Consider the following 17935-nt stretch of genomic DNA (forward strand, 5'->3'; position numbering starts at 1 on the left):
TAAAAACTTAAACCTTTCCTAGAGCCAGAAACTATTTCCTTCATTAAACAATAACGACTACCAGATCACACATCGAGGTTTATTAACCATCGGGCTATCATCAGGAATACCAAAAGCAGCTTGGAATTCCGGCATGTTAGCCAAACTACCGTTCACCCGATATTGTGCTGGTGGGTGAGGGTCAGTGGTCACTTGATTACGCATTTGTTGGGGACGCATATTGTTCGCCCACACATGCGCAACCCCCAAGAAGAATTGTTGGTCTGGAGTCATTCCATCAATCACTTTAGCTTGCTTGTATTCGCTAGAACGATGAAAGGCTTTATACGCTAAAGTAATTCCCCCCAAATCGGCAGTCGCCTCTCCCACCACTAATTTGCCTTGCACATGCATATCGCCATCCACCACGTATTTAGAGAATTGATCAGAGATGCATTGGGTGGCTTGATTAAATTTGGTTAAATCACTGGGGGACCACCAATTTTTTAAATTACCATTACCATCAAATTGAGCGCCTTGATCATCAAAACCATGCGTCATTTCGTGGCCCATGACAAAACCTACTGAGCCGTAATTTACAGCTGCAGGTGCTTTTGGATCAAAAAATGGGGGCTGAAGAATTCCAGCGGGCATATTAAGATTATTCATAGAGGGATCGTAATAGGCATTAATTGTTTGCGGGCTCATTGCCCACTCGGTGCGATCTAGAGGTTTACCGATTTTCTTAAGATCGCGTTGGACTAGGAATTGATTCGCCCGCATGACATTAAGTACATAGGGACCTCTGTCAATTTTCAAACTAGAATAATCGCGCCATTTCTCTGGATAACCGATCCGCTCTTGCATTAATTCTAATTTTTTTAAAGCTGCCGTACGAGTCGCAGGAGTCATCCATTTTAAGGTCTGGAGATCCTCACTTAAAACTGCCCGAATGTTTTGCAAAATTCCCATCACTTCTTTTTTAGAATTTGGAGGAAAGTACTTATCCACATAGATTTTACCTATCGCAAAACCTAGGGCCGCACTCTCTGTGCCCACCACGCGTTTCCAACGCGGAAGCAATTTTTCTGTACCGGTTATAGCTTGAGTCATTTTAAAATTTTGTTCGACAAATGGCTGCGATAAATAGGAAGCGTATTGGTCAATCAAATGCCAACGCAGATAGGTTTTCCAATCATCGCTGGAGGTTTCGGTTAATAATTTATCCAGGCGAGCAAAAAATTGCGGCATAGCTAGATTAATCATTTTAATTTGTCCCTGGCCCATTGCGGCAAAATAATCCGGCCAATTAAAATTAGGACTATCTTTTCCAAGCTCATTAACTAACTTCATATGATAAATAGCATGTGGATCGCGTTGTTCTATCTGGGACATGGATGCTTTCGCTAATTCAGTCTCGATCTTCATCACTGTCTTTGCTTCATTAGCCGCTGCTTCAGGTTTATCACCTAACAATTGAAAAATTTTTGAGAGATGCTCTAAATAAGCATCCCTAATATGTTTAAATTTAGGATCATCTTTTAGGTAATAATCTCGATCAGGAAGGCCGAGACCTCCTTGCATTACCGCACCAATTACGAGGCTACTGTCTTTAAAATCTTGCATACTGCCAAAATTAAATAAAGCGTCTACCCCGATGAGATGTAATTGAGCTATTTCCTTTTGTAAATCAGCTAAATTTTTTATGTTTTCTATCGCTTTAAATTCTGTATTTAATGGCGTAAAACCTTCTTTATTAATTAAGCTCTCATCCATACCACTATAATAAAAATCGCCAATTTTCTGCTCTAAACTTCCAGGTTTCGCGTTCTTATTTTCAGAGGCCTTAATTAACATTTGATGAATAATATCTAAAACCCGTTCATTAAGAATATTGAACGTGCCCCAAGAAGAATATTCCGGCGGTATGGGATTATTTTTTTGCCAAGAACCATTCGCATAAGTATAAAAATCTTCACTTGGTTTTATTTGTTTGTTAATCCAATTCAAATGCAAGGGATCATTTTCCAGATCGCTTTTAACCGGTGAATCGGTGGAGAAGGCGGAAGAACTTAAAGCTAAAGAAAGGCTAAGAAGACCTATATTCAATTTCATCAATGCAACTCCACTGGGTTATATTTTAAATTCGATCTTAATAATATAAGTGATTGTTTCTACTGTCGAGTTTAGCAGCGATTTAAAAATGAAAAAGACAGCCTAAGAGATAAAACTCAAGGCCTGGTAGATAAATTGCTTAGCTTTGCCAGCGAGAATGGTTTTTCAAGCACTAAGGCTGTAAAAAAGAATTATAATGTAGCATTCCTTAGCCAGGCTGCTTGATCCCGACAAATAAGGATCAAGCTTCTAGAGGGTAGAATTCTGGTTGCATTGCAGGTAAATGCTCTGGCGAATCAAAATAAGTGTATTCCCATGCGTCTTGTCGCACCATTAATTCACGTAATAACTTGTTATTTAGTTCATGACCCGATTTATATCCCTCAAAGGCGCCGATTAAGCTTGAACCTAAGAGATATAAATCACCAATAGCATCAAGAACTTTATGAGTAACAAATTCCGAATCAAAACGTAAACCATCTTCATTAAGAATACGGTAGTTATCGACAACGATAGCGTTATCTAAACTGCCACCTTTAGCAAGATCATACTCGCGTAATTTTTCATAATCGGATAGAAAACCGAATGTTCTGGCTCGACATACTTGCTTTACATAAGAAGTACCCGAAAAATCAAAGCTTACGGTTTGTGGGCGTTCGTTGAATACGGGGTGATCAAAATCAATAGTAAAGGAAATTTTATAGCCTTTATGCGGTAAAAATTGAACATATTTACCATCATCTTCTACTCGGATTGGTTTCAAAATACGGATATATTTTTTGGCAGCACTCTGTTCACGGATACCCGCGGATTGAATTAAGAACACAAAAGGAGCAGCACTTCCATCCATTATTGGTAATTCTGGACCATTCACATCGATATAGGCATTATCAATACCTAAGCCTGCTAAAGCCGATAATAAATGCTCCACCGTAGCAATTTTAACATTATTATGATTAAGGGTAGTACACAACATGGTATCACCGACATATTCATAAGAGGCTGGGATTTCAACTACTGGTGAGAGATCTACACGACGGAAAATTATTCCTGTATTTATCGGAGCTGGACGCAAGGTTAAGAGCACTTTCTCACCGGAATGCAATCCAACACCAGTAGCTTGGATTACCTTTTTAGGAGTTCTTTGTTTTATCATTCAGTGCTCACCTTCATCAGTATTTATTTACACGCAAAAAATCATGTAACAACCCAGCCCCTCAATCAGAAAATCTACATTTTGCGCAAGGTACAAGAAAACCTTTCAAAAAAACAAAGAACAGCCAGGCTATCCAAAGCTTTTTTGAAAGGTTATCTTACAACTTATGCTTAAAGCAGACCATTCAGTTAAGATTAACATGAGGTCCTGAGCGGATTACAACAAACCATTTAATTTTAACAGCAATTTATTGATTAGTCTAATTTTTCATCTTTTTAACTAGTTGCTGCTTTTCACTCACTCTTTATTTTCCATCTAAAAGAAAAAGATTGGATGAAAAAACGCACTATATTACAAAACACATTCATTCAACACAATCTTTTCTCGATAGTATTTTTTACACTTCCTCTTCTTGACGACGTAAAAAAGCAGGTATATCTAAGTAATCTACATCAGGTACATCGCTATGTTGCTTTTTAGTGGCTAGGGGAGTGGGCACTGAGGCGGCAGCCTGTGCTTGCTTACGCATTAAAGCAGGTCTATCTAATTGTTGATAATCTAAAGAGCCATCGCTTTTTGTAGTTTCCATGATTCGAGCGCGTTGCGGTTGTTGTTGGGCTGGAGTGCGTTGCCGCGCATCCCCTAAGCCAGTTACAATGACGGTTACCCGCATTTCTTCTGTCATATCAGGATCAATTACGGTACCCACAACGACCGTGGCATCATCAGAAATAAACTCTTTAACAACATCACCCACTTCTTCAAACTCGCCAATAGACATGTCTAAACCAGCAGTAATATTTACTAAAATTCCGCGCGCACCCGAGAAGTTAACATCTTCTAACAAAGGGGATGCGATAGCAGCTTCAGCTGCTTGACGAGCTCGTTGCTCACCAGTAGCACTACCGGTTCCCATCATCGCCATGCCCATTTCGGACATTACAGTACGCACGTCTGCAAAATCTACGTTAATTAAGCCGGGGCGAGTGATTAAGTCAGAAATCCCTTTTACTGCCCCTAGAAGAACATTATTAGCTGCTTTAAAAGCATTCAAAAGACTAATGTTTTTACCCAATACACTGAGTAATTTGTTATTGGGAATAGTAATTAATGAATCGACATGTTCTGCTAAACGACGAACACCTTCTTCAGCCGCCAAAGCTCTTTGTTTACCTTCAAAGGCAAACGGCTTTGTAACTACCGCTACGGTTAAAATACCTAGTTCTTTAGCAATTTCTGCGAACACCGGAGCAGCACCAGTTCCAGTACCGCCACCCATTCCAGCAGTAATAAAAACCATATCGGCACCGGCAAGAATTTCGCGAATAAATTCTCTATCTTCTTCGGCTGCTTCACGGCCAATTTGAGGGTTAGCACCAGCACCAAGTCCTTTAGTAAGTTCTTCACCCAGTTGTATATGAATTTTAGCATTAGATGCCTTTAATGCTTGTGCATCGGTATTAGCGCAAATAAATTCTACGCCATCAATGTTTTCAGCAACCATATGCTCTAAAGCATTACCACCGCCTCCACCAACACCAACAACTTTGATGACGGCATTATTATCATGTTGGCTGCTTTCCATTAATTCAAACATAACCTGCTCCCCTGTGCATTTGCTGCATTGCTTTTATTCTTTGATTAATCGTTATTTTGTTGCATTAAATGCAACCCCTTTATTCTTTTTAAAAGTTACCTTGAAACCATTCTTTCATGCGCGACCAGATACCTTTAGCATTATCATTCATTGCCGGAGCACTATAACCGCCTTCATATTGCTGTTGGTAGCCATGAAGTAATAAACCTACTCCTGTTGCAAAGGCAGGATTTTCAGTGGCCTCTGTTAAACCAGAAACATAATCGGCGCAGCCTTTTCTTACCGGCATTTCAAAACAGAGCTCCGCCAGTTCTATCGCACCACGAACATTGGCAGCGCCGCCAGTAAGAACAATACCGGCAGCCATACGATCTTCAAACCCACTACGTCTTAATTCATTACGCACTAATGAAAAAAGTTCCTCGTAACGTGCTGAAACCACATCCGATAATGCTTTAGCAGAAATCTTCCTGCCGGGTCGATCATTCACACTTGCAACCTCTAACATTTGATTGGGGTTAGCTAGTTCAGGTAATGCACAAGCATGAGTTAATTTTATGGATTCCGCGGATTTTGTCGGAGTACGTAATGCCATCGCAATATCATTAGTAACCTGATCACCGGCTATAGGAAGTACTGCCGTATGCTGAATAGCTCCCTCGCAAAAGATAGCAATATCAGTCGTACCACCACCAATGTCTACCACACAAACACCCAAATCCTTTTCATCTTCCGTTAATACCGCATGGCTTGATGCAAGTTGCTCAAGGATGATGTCACTTACTTCTAAACCGCAACGACGTACACATTTAACGATATTTTGGGCGGAACTCACTGAACCTGTGACAATATGAACTCGTGATTCAAGGCGAACACCGGCCATACCTATGGGCTCGCGAATACTGCCCTGATTATCAATAATAAATTCCTGAGGTAAAATATGTAGGATTTTTTGATCCGCGGGAATAGCAACTGCTTTAGCCGCTTCAATCACCCGCTCAACATCTGCTTTAGATACCTCTTGATCGCGAATTGCAACTATTCCATGAGAATTCAAGCTTCTAATATGACTGCCTGCAATTCCAGCATAAACGGTACGCACTTCACAATTGGCCATCAACTCCGCCTCTTGTACAGCACGTTGAATGGAATTAACGGTTGCCTCAATATCGACAACAACGCCTCGTTTTAAACCACGGGAAGGATGTCGGCCAATGCCAATAATTTCAATGGCCCCATCAGAAGTTACTTCACCAATCAAAGCGATTATTTTTGAAGTACCTATATCTAAGCCTGTGATGATATTTTTTTCTATTTTTTTAGCCATTATCGTCCCGTTTGTTGTTTCCACTGCACTGCCATTCCACGTGGATAACGCAAATCCACACTAGCTAATTGGTCTGCTTTTTCAGCAAACACTGCAGGATATGCTTTACAAAAACGCAGTAATCGCGCCTCTAACTCTTTCTTTCCTAAATAAATTTTTGTACCATTCACTAGCGATAAAACCCAAGTTTGGTTTTCTCGGAGCTGTAAACCGCTAGCATTTAAACTATAGGATGATAATATCTTACTCAATTTTTCGTAAACTTGTAAGACTTCATTTTGTTGTTCTATGGGTCCATCTAAATGGGGCACATTTAAATCACTAGGAATACTCCCTTCATTAAATAAACGACCATCTTGCGTCATCAATGAATTGCCCCAGATTGCAACCGGTTTTTTCTCCACAAGTTTAATTTTTAAAGTATCAGGCCAAACCCGTTCTACATAGGCTGTATCTATCCAATTTAAATTATTAAATTCATCTTGCAAACGGCCCACCGGTAAGGCAAAAAAGCTGGCACCCACATATTTAGCTAAGATAGTTTCCAAATCTTTATGGGTAATGTGATCATAACTTGCAGCTACTTTAATGGTTGTAATTGGAAAACGTTCGGCGTCGGCTATAAATAAATACAGCAAACGCCCCGCTAATACTAGAGCGCTAAGTATCAATAAAGACAAGATACAGGCATAGCGCAATCCACTGGCATCATTATTTTTATTATTAGTTCGATGTTGCTTCACAAGTAATTAGTCACCAAATGTTTACGACAATTTTGATGAATTGTAGCCAAATGGATCAACTCATCAAGTAAATGAGAATACTCTAACCCGGTTGCTTGCCATAATTTTGGATACATACTAATGGAAGTAAATCCAGGTAAAGTATTAATTTCATTAAAATAAATTTCTTCTGTACGGTCATTAACAAAAAAATCTACCCGTGCCATTCCTTTACACTTTAAACGAGTAAAAATATCGGCCGCAGCAGCTTTTAACCGCTCTTGCAATTGATTATTTAACTGAGCGGGTATAATTAAATCAGTTTGTCCACTCTCAAGATATTTAGCCGTGTAGGAATAAAACCCATCAGGATGATTCACCCGAATTTCCCCTGCAATACTTACTCGTGGCGCGGCAGAGGGATTGGTATTTTCTAAGACAGATAACTCTATTTCCCGTCCCTCAACATATTGCTCAACAAGAATTTCCTCGTCATAACGTAAGGCATCATCAACAGCATTGCGAAGCTCGGCCATATTTTTTGCTTTGTGGATACCAACACTCGAACCCAAAGAGCAAGGTTTTACAAATAAAGGCCAGCCTAGCTCACCTGCAACTTGGTGGCAAAAATCCTGGCGCTCTTGCTCAGTACTATGCCAAGATAATAAGCGATATTGGGCTGACTTTAGGCCATTAATGCAAGCAAGACGTCTTGCCATGTCTTTATCCATACCGATAGCAGACGCTAATACATCACAACCTACATAAGCTACCCCGGCAAGTTCCAGCAAGCCTTGTAGGCACCCGTCCTCATATAAGGGGCCATGGACCACTGGAAACACCAGAGAGGCATCAACGGCCAGTTGACCGTTCACTAACAAACTGGGCAAGGGCTTAGACTCTTTAGTTACAACGGGAAGCTTGTCTTTGTAGGCTAATAAATTAGTGTATTCATGTACATGAAATTGACCATTTTTATCCATAGCAATAGGGATAATATGATATTTTTCGGCATCTAAATACCTAAGAACAGAGGCAGCAGAAACTAAGGATACCTCATGTTCGCCAGATTTTCCGCCATAAAGTAAAACAAGGTTGACGGGTTTAGACATTAGCGATCTCCAATAATATGTACTTCATACAGGTTCAATTTTTCATTGCTCTTGAACATAGTTTGCACTAAATAAATTAAGGCTTCAACATCAGCCGTAGCGACAAAGTTTTCCCGCTAAATATTTATATTTTTTTCATCAGGTTGACAGCCATTTGACCAATGCTGCCAGCCCCTTGCATTAAAATCACATCACCATCTTTAATAAACTCATCCAACCGTGCTTTAAGTGATTCTTCATTAACCATAGTTACCCGTTTGTCTTTAGTTCTAATTTCTTGAGCCAAAGATTCACTACTAACCCCCGGAATTTCATTTTCGCCTGCTGAATAGATATCTAATAACAATAATTCATCTGATAAGCTTAATACGTCTATAAACTGGCTATATAAAGACTTAGTTCGTGTATAGCGGTGCGGTTGAAAGACATGAACTAAACGCTTATCGGGCCAAACCTTTCTAAAGGCATCAATAGTCGATAAAATTTCTTGCGGATGATGTCCATAATCATCAACGACCATCGCCGAGCCATTTTGAAAAGTTTTTTCACCAAGCATTTGGAAACGTCGGCCAACCCCTTGGAATTTTTTTAGGCCATTAATAATTGATTGATCATCCACGCCCACTTCAGTAGCGATCGCAATAGAAGCTAAAGCGTTAAGCACATTATGGCGGCCGGGATATTGGAATTGAATAGTTAGCGGTTTATGAGGCGCCGGTCTAATGACCGTAAATTGACTTAATATGCCGGTTTGCGTCCAGTCAATTGCGCGATAATGGGCGTCCTCTCTGAAACCATAGGTCAAGGTTGGTCGTTCAATAGCAGGAAGAATGCTTCTAATTTCCTCATCTTCTAGGCAAACCACGGCTAAACCATAAAAGGGTAAATGATGTAGAAACTCAAGAAAAGTCGTTCTTAATTTATCAAAATCACCATCATAGGTTTCCATATGATCAGCATCAATGTTGGTTACTACAGCCATCATTGGTTTTAAAAATAAAAAAGACGCATCACTTTCGTCTGCCTCAGCTACAAAATAAGGTGAACTGCCTAACTGGGCGTTCACCCCAGAGCTATTTAGTTTGCCACCAATAACATAGCTGGGATCTAAACCACCCTCAGCCAATAAACTGCTCACAAGGCTAGTAGTCGTAGTTTTACCGTGAGTTCCAGCAATTGCAATCCCATGCCTAAAACGCATTAACTCAGCAAGCATGGCTGCTCGGGGAATAACCGGAATCATCAGCTCTTTGGCCGCACTAACCTCGGGATTATTCATATCTACGGCTGAAGAGCGAACGACGACGTCCGCACCTTGAATATGTTCTACTTTGTGGCCTTGGAATACTTTGATCCCTAAGGACTTTAATCTTTGAACCGTATAGCCTTCACCTAAATCCGACCCAGTAATCCGATATCCTTCATTGTGCAACATTTCTGCTATGCCGCACATGCCAACACCACCGATTCCTACAAAATGAATTTGTTCTACATGCCCCATTCTAGGCGCTAAAAATTGTCTTGAATTACTCACGATTTCCCCCTTACCCATTAGCAGTCCCTAATCCCAAAGATTGCCAACGATTTTCATGATCAATACGCAACAATAAAGCAATGACCACACAATTTATCACCATACTTGCGCCACCATAACTCAATAATGGTAAAGTTAAGCCTTTAGTAGGTAATAAACCGGCATTAACGCCCATATTAATTGCTGCTTGTAGTGCTAACCAAAAAGTCAAGCCATAGGCAGTGTACGATGCAAATAAACGCTCTTGATTATGAGCGATATAAGCAATATTGAGCCCCCTATAGACAAGTATACTATATAATCCCATTACTACTAAAATCCCTGCTAAGCCAAACTCCTCCGCCAATACCGCAAATAAGAAATCAGTATGGGCTTCAGGTAAATATAATAATTTTTGAATGCTCTCTCCTAGGCCTAACCCAAACCAGCCCCCTCGCCCAAAGGCAATGAGCGATTGAGTTAATTGATAACCGCTGTTGTATTGATCAGCCCAAGGATCAAGAAAAGCAGTAAGACGGGCTACACGGTAAGGAGAGGAGAACGCTAAAAAGGCCAGGGCGGTCATTACTAATACCATTAAACCTACATAATAGCGTAATCTTACCCCCGCTAAAAAAAGCATGGCCATCACGGTACCGGATATAACTACCGTAGCACCAAAGTCGGGCTCCAACAATAATAAAAAGGACACTATAGCTAAAACAACCATCGGCTTAATAAAACCAAAAATACTTTCACTTACTGCTTTTTGTTGACGGACTAAATAACCAGCCAAATAAAAAATCATCGTTAATTTGGCCATTTCAGACACTTGAACCCCAATGGGTCCCAAAGCCAGCCAACGACGACTTCCATTGACAGAGCGGCCTATTCCTGGAATTAAGACAATGACCAGCATAAGAATACAAATCATTAACATTGGCATAGAAATTCGCTCCCAAACACTACTGTCGGTACGAATAATAATTAAACCAACCGCTAATCCTGCACATAAATAGCAGGCTTGTCTTACAAGAAAATGAAAGGGTTGATGGAAATACTTCGTAGAAACCATAACCGAACTAGAAGCTACCATCATCAAGCCAATAATTAATAAACCAAAAATAGTTGCTATTAACCATTTATCATAAAGAGATATCGGTTTACTAACCGGCATGCCTCGTTGATTTAGATGTCTTGGCCGCATGGTGTTTATAATCCCCTAACGGAAGCAGTAAAGACTTCCCCGCGGTGATTATAATCACGGAACATATCTAAACTCGCGCAGGCCGGAGAGAGCAAAACCACATCGCCGGGTTTGGCTTGAGTTTTAGCGATAGTAACCGCATTATCCAGCGATACAGCACGAGAAATGGGGACGACCTCAGCCAGTGCAGCCTCCATTTTATCTGCATCCTCACCAATCAAAACAATTGAACGTACGAAGCCCGCTATAGAATGACGCAATTCCTTAAAGTCTGCGCCTTTTCCTTGCCCACCCGCAATAAGTACAATTTTCCCTTGCATAGAACCTCCTATTCCATTAATAGCTGAGATGGTTGCACCGATATTTGTTCCTTTAGAATCATTGATCCAGTCGACGCCGTCAAGAGTCCTTACCCATTGGCAACGATGGTTTAGCCCTGCGAAGGAGCTTAAAACCTGAATCATCGCAGCCACGGGAATACCCACCGCGTCAGCGAGAGCACAAGCAGCTAAAGCATTGTGCCAATTGTGTACGCCTTTAATGCGCAAGCTGTCAACGGCAAGAAGACAGTGTTCGCCTTGCGCTAAATAAATTTTCCCGTCCTTAGGCACTAATCCCCAATCATTCATGGATGGAGGATTATCATTACCAAAAGATATAATCCGTTCAGCAGCTTGTCGATCCGCGGTTTTTGGAAAGGTCGCGGTATCATCTCGATTATATAAAATGGTTTGCGCTTGATGATAAATCCGTTGTTTTGCCTCAATATAGCCATCCATACTGTGATGACGGTCAAGATGATCCGGACTTATATTAAGTATTGTGGCGGCGATAGAACTTAGAGTGCTGGTTAAATCCAATTGAAAACTTGATAACTCTAAAACCCATAAATCATCATGTTGGTTTTCATTAAGCCTATCTAATACCGGAGTACCAATATTACCTGCTACAGCGACCTTGATACCCGCCGCCTGAGCCATTTCTCCCACTAAAGTGGTTACAGTAGATTTTCCATTGGTACCTGTAATAGCCACCACCGGCACATGTATTTCTCGAGCTAAGCATTCAATATCCCCATAAATAGCAATGCCTTGTTTGCGCGCATTTTTAAACAAGGGAAGGTCTATGGGCAAACCGGGGCTCGTAATAATATCTATTACATGGTGTAATAATTCTTCTGGAAAATGCTCTACATAAATGGGGCACTGGGGAAATTCAGCCTGAAACTCCTGTAATCCCGCTGGCTCTTTACGCGTATCAAATACCGCGAAAGCTTTATTTTTTCGATGTAAATAACGAGCAATTGAAAGACCAGTTTTACCCAAGCCGGCAACCAAATAAAAAGGATTACTCATCATATATGTCCTATCGAAGTTTTAAAGTAGCCAAACCACACAATACAAATACCACAGTAATAATCCAGAAACGTACGATCACCTTTGGTTCAGACCATCCTTTTAATTCAAAATGGTGGTGTAAAGGGGCCATCCGAAATAATCTTTTGCCATGCGTATATTTAAAATAACCCACTTGTAAAATAACCGATAAGGTTTCAATCACAAATAAACCGCCCATGATTAGCAGGACTAACTCTTGTCTTATTACGACGGCAACAATACCTAAAGCAGCTCCGAGGGCTAAAGAACCCACATCGCCCATAAACACTTGAGCGGGATAACTGTTATACCAAAGAAAGCCTAGACCCGCACCGACAATGGAGGAACAAAAAATGGTAAGCTCACCGGTATTCGGGACAAAAGGGATCCCTAAATAAATAGAATAAACTGAATTACTAGACGCATAAGCAAAAATACCCAATGCACCGGCTACCATGACAATAGGCATAATCGCCAGGCCATCTAAACCATCGGTTAAATTCACCGCATTACTACTACCAACGATAACAAAATAGGCTAAAACCGGAAAAAGAATTCCTAAATTAATAACTATCGTCTTAAAAAAAGGAACAGTCAACTGGGTATGAACGGGTAAACTAGCGGTCAGGTAAAGATATAAAACCGCCATGAGTGCAATCATGGATTGCCAGAAATATTTCCACCGCCCTGGAAGACCCTTGCTGTTTTTTAAAACTAATTTACGGTAATCATCAACCCAACCGACAATACCATTACCCAAGGTCACTAATAATACGAGCCACAAATTAGATTGCTTTAAGTCACACCAGAGCAGACAACTAATGGTGACTGCAAGTAATATGAGTACCCCGCCCATGGTGGGAGTACCAGCTTTTGACAAATGAGTTTGAGGACCATCATCTCTAACCATTTGACCAATTTGCAAACCTCTTAACCATCGAATCATTAAGGGTCCGCATAACAAGCCGACCAGTAAAGCGGTTAGCGCTGCTAAAATTGATCTAAAAGTTAAATATTGAAAAACTCTTAACGCATGATACTGTCCTTGAAATAACTGCGTTAGCCAATAGAGCATAAATGATTCCTCTTATTTAATAGGGTCTTTGCTGTGCCAAAGATGAAAAGCGGCAAAGCATATCATATACCTATACCATCAATTAAGCAGTTTCTGAACAATTTTTTCCATAGCGCTAGATCTTGACCCTTTAACCAAAACAGTCGTATTAGAGTCCAACTTATTGTCTAAAAAACGAACTACCTCATCTTGGCTTGCAAAATGAAGTCCTCCTTCACCAAAGGCTTGCGAACTTAATTTACTGAAAGAACCACAAGTCAATAATTGATTGATGCCTAAACGACGAGCGACTATTCCCACTTCTTCATGATGCTCTGCAGCCCAATTTCCTAACTCACCCATATCCCCAAAAACAAAAATCTTATTCCCAGGCTGTTTGGCCAACACTTCTAAACCAGCTAAAACCGAACGTAAATTAGCATTATAGGTATCATCGATGATCGTGGAATGGTTTTTGCCATTAAGGATAGTCATTCTTCCTTGTACTCCACCAAATTGGGTTAAGCCGTTTTTAATAGCCTCAAGAGAAATTCCTAAGGCATAGCAGGAAGCGGCCGCAGCTAAAGCATTACGTACATTATGTAAACCAGGGACTTGTAAGTGCAGGTCAATTGTTCCGGTAGGGAGAACCAAAGTAAACTGACCTCGACCTTGCGCATCCAAACGCACCTCTTTTGTATAGACATCAGCAGGATGTTCTAAAGAAAAACGGATGATTTTTTTGTTTAGCAGAGTTTCATCCCAGAAATGAGCGTAGTGATCATCATCATTAACAATCGCAACCCCTTCCGCAGTTAAACCCTGATAAATTTCGCCTTTTGCAAGCGCCACACCATCTATCGACCCAAAACCTTCTATGTGAGCAGGAGCAATGTTATTAATTAAAGCCACATCAGGCCGTACTACCGCCACCGTATGGGCAATTTCGCCCGGATGATTCGCTCCTAATTCGAATACTGCATAACGATGCTCTGCAGTTAAGGCGAGTACGCTTAAAGGTGCGCCGATATGATTATTTAAATTTCCTTTGGTGGCATGCGAAGGCTTAGGCAAAATAGCGGAAATCATCTCCTTCACGCTGGTTTTGCCATTTGAACCCGTCAAGGCAATAACCGGACAAGGGAAATGCTTACGATGTTCTGTGGCAATTTGTGCTAAAGCCATCAAGGGATCGGCAACAACGAATTGGGGTATGGAAACATCCGTTATTCTTTTTTTCACAATTACTGCAGCCGCACCTTTTTCTTCTACCTCATGAACAAAAGCATGGCCATCAAAGAGCTCTCCCTCAATAGCAATGAATACATTCCCTGGTTTTATTTGCCGACTGTCGGTACAAATACCCGTTACCTCAGTCTTATCCGTGGAGGTTAAAGAGAGAATATGTGCAATATTTTGAAGATCCATAGTATTAAAATAGTCCCAAAATTCTAGTGTACTCATACTAGGGGCTGGAATTCAAGGTTTATGTATTACAAAGACAATTACCGCCTACAACAAAATTAAAGATTGAACTTTCATAAAATGAAGTGTCTCATCATCCAAGCAAGAGATGAAGTGATGTGGCCTTCCCTTTGGTGGGTTTAAAAACACTATGAAGATTAGATCTAGTTGTTTTAATAACCAAGCTTTTTAGTCGAATAAGATTAAACTAAGCTGACTGGGGATGGACGGAATCCGGCTACTCACCCTCTGTTTTTCGCCTTAGGAGAAAATAGGTGTCCATCTCCCCTACCCCTTTGATCAACACAGCACCTCGGGCTTCAAATACAAAGCGATCTTTCAAAAGCTGATAACTTGCCTCACTGACATGGATGCGATCGGGCTCGCCATGAGATTCCATCCGACTCGCTAAGTTAATTGTTTTTCCCCAGAGGTCATAGGCAAATTTTTTCTTACCAATTACCCCTGCTACTACTGCGCCAGAATTAATACCAATCCGTACCTGGATTGGATACTTGGCATGTTCATTCATTGTATGCAGCTTTTCAAGGACGCGGCAGGCAAAATTAGCAACCCGCTCGGCATGGAAGGGATCATCTAAGGGGGCACCAGCCACAGCCATATAGCAATCACCGATTGTTTTAATTTTTTCCAATTCAAATTGATCCGTCAACTCGTCTAAGGTTGAAAATATTTTATTCAACAACCTAATCAATTTATCTGGATTGAGTTTATCAGCCAAAATGGAAAAATTTACGATGTCAATAAATACTGCAGTGGCCGCTGGAAATCGCTCCACAATGGTTTGCTCGCCCAGCTTCAAACGTTCGGCAATATCACTCGGTACAATACTGAGCAATAACTCATCTGATTTTTTCTTGGCTTCTTTTAATTGGGCTAGATAAAGTTTTTCTTTATCTCGTAAGACCTTTTTTTCTATCGAAGCCTCGACCCGAGCTTTAAAAATCACGGGATTAAATGGTTTAAGAAGATAATCATCCGCGCCCATCTCGAGGCAACGCACTACCGCATCAATTTCTTTTAGCGGAGAAATAACAATCACTGGGAGATAATAATAACGACTGTGAGCCATGATTTGTTTTAAAATCTCAAAACCGCTTATTCCTGAGGTGATTATCGATAAGAGTATTAAATCGAAATTGCCTCTATCTATTTCGTTGAGGACTTTGGAAGCATCAGCACAAGGTGTTGCATTAAATCCATAATGCTCAAGACGACGAATTAATAAATTCCTTGCCAGGTCATTATCTTCCACCACCAAAATTGAGCCTTTAGCGGGCTTAGGCTTATAGGCACTTTTCTTCTCAAGTGGAGGAATAGAGATAATAACATCATGAACAACAAGATTCGATTTTTCAAATTTTGCTAATAAGGCTGTACCTTGCCATTGTACTTGCGCTAATTTGTCTATCTCATTGATATAGTTAACAAATAATTTAGCGGCTGCGAGAATTTTTTCAATGTCGATGGAAAATGGTTTTTGGGCAAGAGTAAGCTCTTCGTCGAGTAGCAATTCACAATAACCAATAACAGAATTCAGCGGGGTAAGTAAGTTAAATTGCAACTCACTACTAAATTTTTTTAAATTAAATTCTTTGGCATTCCGAGTATTGGCGCCAAAAATTAATACTTCATCGACTCGATTTTGTAAGATTTTTCCTGATTGAAGGATTTTTTTAAGATCAGCTTCATAGTGCTCGAGTTTATAGAAACTAAGTTCATCAACTAAGATTTCAGAATAACCGACAATAACATCTAGTGGGGTTGAGAACTCACTACGCAAACTGGCGAATAGGGCCTCGCGCTCCCGCATTGACGTGTTCTCAAGCTCCAGCTCTTTCTTTTTATTGAAAGCCATTAGTTATTCCTAAATACGTTAGCTATCTCATTAACCAGTTTTCACTAATTTCTCAATCTTTTCAAGGAGCCGTGGTAGCTCAATTGGCTTTACCTCATAATCATCACAACCTGCCGCTACGGCTTTTTCCCGATCACCAACCATGGCATGGGCAGTTAAGGCAATAATCGGGATAGCCTTGGTATCTGAGTCCGATTTGAGCTGTCGGGTAGCATCATAGCCGTCTAAAACGGGGAGGCTTAAATCCATTAATATGAGATCAGGGCTATCAGTTTTGGCCCTCATCACGCCTTTTTCACCATCAATGGCACTAATCACTTCATAGCCCTTGCGTTGCAAACGCCTTGATAACATATCGAGGTTTAGTTCATTATCTTCCACAATTAATATTTTTATCGTCATCGCACTATCTCCTAACGATTTTTAATTATATGCCCAATTTGTTCAGTTAAGGTTGCAATAAGTTGTTCGCGACTGTAAGCATTTTTTTGCAACACCACTTTGCTCGAAGTCATTAGAAAATCACGCTCTTCCTGCGTTAATTCCTTCGCGGTTAAAATAATTACCGGAATTTGCGCCCATTTCTCATGTTGTTGCAATTCTCGAATGACCGCAAAACCGTCCATCTCCGGCATCATTAAATCCAGGAGAATAATAGAGGGGAAATGGTGAGCTAAAACCGCTAAAGCATCGCGGCCATTTTTAGCCTCTAAGACTTCCCAACCCGACTTTTTAATGAACCGACGAATAATATTGCGCGCATCTTCTTGATCATCGACAATCAATACTGATTTAATGGCATCCTGGGGTAGTAGCTGCTCAATTTTCTTCAATAGAAGATTGGGGTCAAGCGGTTTATTGAGATAATCAACAGCTCCTAAAGCAAAACCCAGATCTTTTTCCAACAACATAGAAGCTAATATCACTGGGATGTTTACTAAAGCAGGATCTGATTTTAAAGCCGATAAAGTGGTCCAGCCATCCATCATCGGCATAATCACATCTAAGGTAATCAAGTCGGGTTGGTATTTTCTTGCTAAAGACAAACATTCTTCGCCATGAAAAGCATGTAGAACTCTTATACCGGCCTTCTCTAAAGATTCTTGCATTAATTGATGTATTTTGGGGTCATCATCCACCACTAAGACTGTTTTGACTGCAGCCTTTTCTTCGATGGTCACCGGAGCTGATTTTCCTGGAGCTATTTTTTCAACACCTACTGTACTCATCATCGGCAATAAGAGGGTAAAAGTCGAACCTTTACCGTATTCACTATCGATAGTCACATCGCCGCCTAAGATTTTAGAAAAACTTTTAGTAACTCATGTTACGCACATAAACTTGTAGTTTGACTAAAAAGCATTAGAATTCCGCCCTTAATTTTAGGGAGGGAATTAAATGGATATGCTTGATCTTTATAGTGATTATTTGATT

General features: G+C 40.5%; 14 protein-coding genes. All 14 read right to left on the minus strand.

Features of this window, described 5'->3' with window-relative positions:
• Positions 1–57: 57 nt before the first annotated feature.
• A complete protein-coding gene (locus ELY15_RS01925) occupies positions 58–2094 on the minus strand; it encodes a M13 family metallopeptidase (protein ID WP_127097976.1) in 2037 nt (678 codons plus the stop codon).
• Positions 2095–2335: 241 nt separating this feature from the next.
• Positions 2336–3250 (minus strand): UDP-3-O-acyl-N-acetylglucosamine deacetylase, encoded by a 915-nt coding sequence (gene lpxC, locus ELY15_RS01930; protein ID WP_127097977.1) that lies wholly within the window; start codon positions 3248–3250, stop codon positions 2336–2338.
• Positions 3251–3647: 397 nt separating this feature from the next.
• Positions 3648–4847 (minus strand): cell division protein FtsZ, encoded by a 1200-nt coding sequence (gene ftsZ / locus ELY15_RS01935; RefSeq protein ID WP_127097978.1) that lies wholly within the window; start codon positions 4845–4847, stop codon positions 3648–3650.
• A gap of 88 nt (positions 4848–4935) precedes the next feature.
• Positions 4936–6174, minus strand: a complete 1239-nt coding sequence (gene ftsA / locus ELY15_RS01940) for a cell division protein FtsA (protein ID WP_127097979.1) — start codon at positions 6172–6174, stop codon at positions 4936–4938.
• On the minus strand, positions 6174–6917 hold the full coding sequence (locus ELY15_RS01945; protein WP_127097980.1) for a cell division protein FtsQ/DivIB: 744 nt from the start codon (positions 6915–6917) through the stop codon (positions 6174–6176). The genes ftsA and ELY15_RS01945 overlap by 1 nt, the downstream gene beginning before the upstream one ends.
• Entirely contained in the window at positions 6914–8008 is a 1095-nt protein-coding gene (locus ELY15_RS01950) for a D-alanine--D-alanine ligase family protein (RefSeq protein ID WP_127097981.1), read from the minus strand. Before ELY15_RS01950 ends, ELY15_RS01945 begins: the two co-directional genes overlap by 4 nt.
• Positions 8009–8132: 124 nt before the next feature.
• Positions 8133–9542, minus strand: a complete 1410-nt coding sequence (gene murC, locus ELY15_RS01955; RefSeq protein WP_127097982.1) for a UDP-N-acetylmuramate--L-alanine ligase — start codon at positions 9540–9542, stop codon at positions 8133–8135.
• A 10-nt stretch (positions 9543–9552) separates the two neighbouring features.
• Positions 9553–10728, minus strand: coding sequence for a putative lipid II flippase FtsW (ftsW, locus tag ELY15_RS01960; RefSeq protein ID WP_199744143.1), 1176 nt, complete (start codon positions 10726–10728; stop codon positions 9553–9555).
• Positions 10729–10733: 5 nt separating this feature from the next.
• Positions 10734–12083, minus strand: a complete 1350-nt coding sequence (gene murD, locus ELY15_RS01965; protein WP_127097989.1) for a UDP-N-acetylmuramoyl-L-alanine--D-glutamate ligase — start codon at positions 12081–12083, stop codon at positions 10734–10736.
• 10 nt (positions 12084–12093) lie between these two features.
• The gene (gene mraY, locus ELY15_RS01970; protein ID WP_127097984.1) at positions 12094–13179 is read right to left on the minus strand and encodes a phospho-N-acetylmuramoyl-pentapeptide-transferase; all 1086 of its coding nucleotides are present in this window, start codon (positions 13177–13179) and stop codon (positions 12094–12096) included.
• A gap of 78 nt (positions 13180–13257) precedes the next feature.
• Entirely contained in the window at positions 13258–14586 is a 1329-nt protein-coding gene (gene murF, locus ELY15_RS01975) for a UDP-N-acetylmuramoyl-tripeptide--D-alanyl-D-alanine ligase (RefSeq protein WP_127097990.1), read from the minus strand.
• A gap of 274 nt (positions 14587–14860) precedes the next feature.
• Positions 14861–16501 (minus strand): adenylate/guanylate cyclase domain-containing protein, encoded by a 1641-nt coding sequence (locus tag ELY15_RS01980; RefSeq protein ID WP_127097985.1) that lies wholly within the window; start codon positions 16499–16501, stop codon positions 14861–14863.
• Between the two features lie 30 nt (positions 16502–16531).
• Positions 16532–16903 (minus strand): response regulator, encoded by a 372-nt coding sequence (locus ELY15_RS01985; protein WP_127097986.1) that lies wholly within the window; start codon positions 16901–16903, stop codon positions 16532–16534.
• Between the two features lie 11 nt (positions 16904–16914).
• Positions 16915–17787 (minus strand): PleD family two-component system response regulator, encoded by an 873-nt coding sequence (locus tag ELY15_RS01990; RefSeq protein WP_127097987.1) that lies wholly within the window; start codon positions 17785–17787, stop codon positions 16915–16917.
• Positions 17788–17935 lie beyond the last annotated feature (148 nt).

Source organism: Legionella sp. km772 (genome assembly GCF_003989735.1).
Classification (GTDB): domain Bacteria; phylum Pseudomonadota; class Gammaproteobacteria; order Legionellales; family Legionellaceae; genus Legionella.